Below are 4,445 nucleotides of genomic sequence, written 5' to 3'. Positions count from 1 at the left end.
CGACCAGTGCACCGCCGTATGCTGGTCCCAGCCCGCAGCCAGCCGGAGACACCAACGAGGAGGCCTCGTCCATGAGCACTCCGGAAACCGGCCATCCTCTGTACCCGCCGCTGCGCCCTCAGGTCACCGTCGAGGAGCTCTTGGCCGCAAGAGGCACACAGCCCATCCGGTCCCTCGACGACCTTGCGGCCGACACCTTCGGCTCTGACGAGGAGCTTGACGAGTTCCTCGCGTTCACCTACGCCGAGCGTCGACGCGACGTCGCCTGAGCCGGCGCCGGCGCCGGCGCCGGCGCCGTGCAGCCTGTCGTCCTTGACACCGACGTCGCCTCCCTGAGCCACAAACGCAGGCTCAGCGGACCCGTTGCAACCCGTCTGATCGGCCGCCGGCCACTGATCACGTTCGTGACCTTCGGCGAGCTCACCAAGTGGACCGACCTGCGAGACTGGGGCAGCCGCCGACGTCAGGAACTCGCCGACTGGCTCTCCGGAATTCCTGTGCTGCCCGGCGACGAGGCAGTCGCTGCCACCTGGGGCAGGCTCTCCGCGGGCGCCACCCGGGCCGGGCAGCCCCGCCCGGCCAACGACATGTGGATCGCGGCCTGCTGTCTCACTCACAACCTGCCACTCGCGACCTTGAACCTGAAGGACTACGTGTACTTCAGGGATCACCACGGTCTGCGGATTCTCGGCGAGGAGTAGCCGCCGCTCGCCACCCACACGGAGGGGATCATGACGGAGCCGGCGTGTCTGTGGACGGCATCTCCCCTGATCAGACGCCGCGCGGAGACCGGGCGGATGGTGATTTCGGGACCCTGAACAAAGATCAAAAGGTTCTTGGTCTGGTGCGTTAGGTCCACCACATTATTGATCATGTCTCTGACTAGCGCGAATGCGGTTTACGATCTATCGCATGGGGATTCGACCATCCAGTCCCTCGATGCCGACACGATCATCACATCGAGGCGTCGCGACGACCGTTTGACCCCAAGCACGGGTCGAGGGCGCCTACTGCGCGACACGGCGGCCGGCGCGTGCCGCGAACGCGTCCAAAGCGCTGAGCACTTCGGACGCCTGCCACAGACGGTTGCGGGCGAATCCGGTAAATTCCATGAGTATTCCGGCCTCAGCGAGCGGCGTGATCACGCGCTGGGCATTCTGCGAAGAGACTCCCAATTCGGACGCTACGACCCGGGCGTCGACGACCGGCTGCCGCAGGAGCAGGTCCGCGAGTCGCCACGCACGGGCGTCGCGCCGGATCCTCAGCCGGTCATCCCATCCCGCCCGGATCGCCCGCAGCTCGCTCGCCAGTTGGCGCCCGTTCGTGATTGCGGTGACCGACGCGGTCGCGAACCTCTCGACGATCGGAGCCACGTCACCGTCGCGGTAGGCGCCAAGAGCGTCGAAATAGGCGGCGGTGTCGGTCAGCAGGCCAGCTGAGATCGGCACGGTGACATTCCTGGTCAGGGCATGGCCGCGCAGCATCGCGTGCACCAGCGCCCGTCCGGTCCGGCCGTTGCCGTCCGGGAACGGGTGAATAGTCTCGAACTGGGCGTGCGCGATGGCGGCCTGGCTCAGAACCGGTACATCGGCCCTGCCGGCGAAGCGAAGGACGTCCCTCATCAGCGCTGGGATGTGGCGGTGGTGCGGGGGGATGAAGGCCGCTCCGTGTGGCCCGTAGGAGTCTCCGCCGATCCACACCTGTTCCTGCCGCCACCGTCCGCCGATCCCTGGCGCGTGTCTTGCCATCAGGGCCGCGTGCATGGCAAGGACAGCAGACTCGTCCAGACGGTCGGCCAGGTCCAAAGCCGCTTTCATCGCGGCGACGTTGCCGACGATCTCGGCCGCGTTGCGCTTCTGCGTGCTGCCGAGTTCGGCGAGGGCGATCGCTTTGGCGCCCGAGGTGAGGTTCTCGATCCTGGACGATGATGCGGACTCGGAGCGGAGCAGGACAGATGCGAAGGGTGCCACCTCTAGGCCGAGTTCCGCGTCGAAACGGGCGATCTCGACCGACGCATCGTCCGCCAGGGATGCCACGTGGACGGGAAGCGAAGGCGACCGGTCGGCGATCGTGGGCACGACGGCGGCCCGATAGGGACCTTGGTGGCGGGTGCGTACCCGTGCGGAGACGAGGTCATCCGGGATCGTCGAGACCCAGTCGTGCTCCTCCCAGCCCAGGCTCGGCCAAGCCGAACGGTCCTCGGCCCAGCTATGACCGGCGGTCCCGCCGCCTGCCAGACCTGAAACCATGGCTGGATTCTAGCTTCACTTATTCCCTAACTGAAACTAAGGAGGCTGGCATATGCTCAGATACGGCGGCCGGCAGGCCCTGCGCGGTCCGTGTATGGATCCGGGAGACCTGCCGTGCTGGGCCGTCGGCGGTGTGGACCCGGGCACCGCGCCGGTCGTCGCTAGCTGCGCCGTCGGCTCCGCCGGGACCAGCGTCACGTCAGCGGGATGCGCCTCCAGAACCACCAAATCTACGGAACGTGCGTTCGAATCACGTGAAGGACCGCACTGCCCGTCACGAGATACCACCCGTCCGACCAGACACCACGGTCGCGCAGCGGGTAAGCGCGCGGTTTGATCGTTGGCGTTGCCCTACGTTATGTTACACACTAAAGCTACACTACGTATGCGGATGAGTACACAATCCGTCACGCGCGAAGAGGCCCATAGAGTCGCGCGTGGAAATATCGCGTTCCCGGGGATACGGGAGGCACAGGCCATGGCGACCGCGGCGCGTGACCGGCTGGCCAGGACGTTGCACGGCGACGCGAAGGCCGCGTTCAGCGTGGAGCTGACGGCGAGGACGGACGAGCTGAGCCTGGATATCGAGGGCTTCGGACCCGTCACGTTTCCGGGTAAGCATTCAGGTTCTTTGTTGATGTTGCTGTGGGTAGTCGGGTTGTGAGCCTGGTTCGGATGTTGTTCGGATGCTCGGTGCACCAGGTCTGATGTGTGTGGTGACGTGATGGAGTGCCGCCGCTGGAGGAGATGCCGCTTGAGGGCGTGATCGCTCTCGTGCGCGCGCAGGCAGAGCTGCTCGGTGAGCTGCGGGGCGGCGCTGGCGGACGCGGCGGTGGTGGGGATCGCCCGCTCGCACCAGTCCCACGACCTCACCCCGGCACGGGTCGGGGTGACCCGGCACGATCTCTACCAGGTCGCGTGCGGCTGCGGACGCCGCCACGTGGCCGCCCGGCCGGACGGGGTGTCCGGGGTGACGGTCTCGGCGGGCTGGCTGCACTCGCTGCTGGCCCTGGGCGCAGACGCGGTCGAGGAGCCGGTCGCCGAAATCGAGAAGCGGATCGCCGGCGAGACGGTCGTCGGGTTCGACGAGACGCCGCTGAAGGTCGGCCCGAAGGGCGAGAAGCGCTACGTGCTCTCGGCGTCGACGCTGCTGTTCACGCTGTTCATGCTGGGCCGCCGCGACAAGGCCAGCTTCGGCTGTTCCTGCTCGGGCGGATGCTCGGGGTCGTCGTCCACGACCGCTACGCCCTCTACGACTGCGAGGAATTCGCCGGTTTCCTCCACCAGTTGTGCGTCAGCCACCTTCTGCGCGACCTCCAGGACGCGGTCGAGACCTACCCGGAGGCGATCTGGCCGGTCCAGCTCACGAGGTCGCTGCGCGGCCTGGTCCACCAGGCGAACCTCGCCCGCGTGGCCGGGCTGCGCGAGGTCCCCCCCGAGCTGCGCGACCCGCTGATCGCCGAGTACCGCGGCGCGGTCCGCGTCGGCCTGGCCGACGTCCCCCCGGCCGGCAAGGGCAGGAAGCAGCCGGTTGGCCGCTGCCTGCTCGAATGCCTGCGTGATCGGCAACAGGACGTGCTCCGTTTCGTCTTCGACCTCGATGTGTGGCCGACGAACAACCAGAGCGAGCGCGATCTACGGCCGTTCAAGACCCAGCAGAAGATCTCCGGCCGGCTCACCTCCGCCGTCGCGACCGCCTGCCGCCTCCAGATCGCCAGCTACCTCTCGACCGCCCGCAAACACGGCGTCTCCGCCCTGCACGCACTACGCCTCGCGTTCCGCGGCAGCCCCTGGATGCCACCGGCTGCCGTCGTCCCCACCTGACGGGCACCCCGCCCCGCCCGACCCCACCACGCCAGCCCCGCCCGGCGCGGCCCACAGCCATGCCCACGAACCGTCACCTACAGCAAGATCCCTAAACCAGGTGAATGTTTACCTTTTTGCCTTACGCTATTTCTGATCATCCCACTCGCGCATCATGAGGTCGGTCAGGTCGTTGACCGTCTGCCGGATTTCCGGCCTCGAAAGCCGCTCCCGTACCTCCACCACAATCTGCAACTATGCCGTTGACCTGGTCAAATAGGTTGCATCTATGAGTTCCAGGGTTAGGTTGATCGACGGCTGTCCAGGTCGGGATGCTGATCGATGGGTTCGAGCCCCGGAGTACGCCCGCCGACTGCTGTCACGGATTGTGAC

Annotated in this window: 5 protein-coding genes; 4 read left to right on the top strand and 1 reads right to left on the bottom strand. The window is 66.9% G+C overall.

Annotated features, from left to right (window positions below):
* A partial coding sequence (locus U9979_RS06195; RefSeq protein WP_322778610.1) for a hypothetical protein occupies positions 1-269 on the top strand: 269 nt, incomplete at its 5' end.
* A 27-nt stretch (positions 270-296) separates the two neighbouring features.
* Positions 297-701: a type II toxin-antitoxin system VapC family toxin gene (locus U9979_RS06190; RefSeq protein WP_322778609.1), complete on the top strand. Its 405-nt coding sequence runs from the start codon at positions 297-299 to the stop codon at positions 699-701.
* Between the two features lie 306 nt (positions 702-1,007).
* On the opposite strand, the gene U9979_RS06185 is transcribed toward U9979_RS06190, so the two are convergent.
* On the bottom strand, positions 1,008-2,249 hold the full coding sequence (locus tag U9979_RS06185) for a Fic family protein (RefSeq protein WP_322778608.1): 1,242 nt from the start codon (positions 2,247-2,249) through the stop codon (positions 1,008-1,010).
* 478 nt (positions 2,250-2,727) lie between these two features.
* Between U9979_RS06185 and U9979_RS06180 the strand changes: the two genes are divergently transcribed.
* Both U9979_RS06180 and U9979_RS06175 read left to right on the top strand, forming a co-directional pair.
* Positions 2,728-2,913 (top strand): hypothetical protein, encoded by a 186-nt coding sequence (locus U9979_RS06180; protein WP_322778607.1) that lies wholly within the window; start codon positions 2,728-2,730, stop codon positions 2,911-2,913.
* Between the two features lie 83 nt (positions 2,914-2,996).
* Positions 2,997-4,073, top strand: a complete 1,077-nt coding sequence (locus U9979_RS06175) for an IS66 family transposase (RefSeq protein ID WP_322778611.1) — start codon at positions 2,997-2,999, stop codon at positions 4,071-4,073.
* The last annotated feature ends 372 nt before the right edge of the window (positions 4,074-4,445 follow it).

This window comes from Protofrankia sp. Cas4 (genome assembly GCF_963555915.1).
GTDB lineage: Bacteria > Actinomycetota > Actinomycetes > Frankiales > Frankiaceae > Protofrankia.
This window is presented reverse-complemented; position numbering and strand designations above follow the sequence as displayed.

Coding starts and splice junctions, on each gene's coding strand:
- U9979_RS06185 (WP_322778608.1), bottom strand. CDS start 2,249: ATGGTTTCAGGTCTGGCAGGCGGCGGGACCGCCGGTCATAGCTGGGCC.
- U9979_RS06180 (WP_322778607.1), top strand. CDS start 2,728: ATGGCGACCGCGGCGCGTGACCGGCTGGCCAGGACGTTGCACGGCGAC.
- U9979_RS06175 (WP_322778611.1), top strand. CDS start 2,997: ATGCCGCTTGAGGGCGTGATCGCTCTCGTGCGCGCGCAGGCAGAGCTG.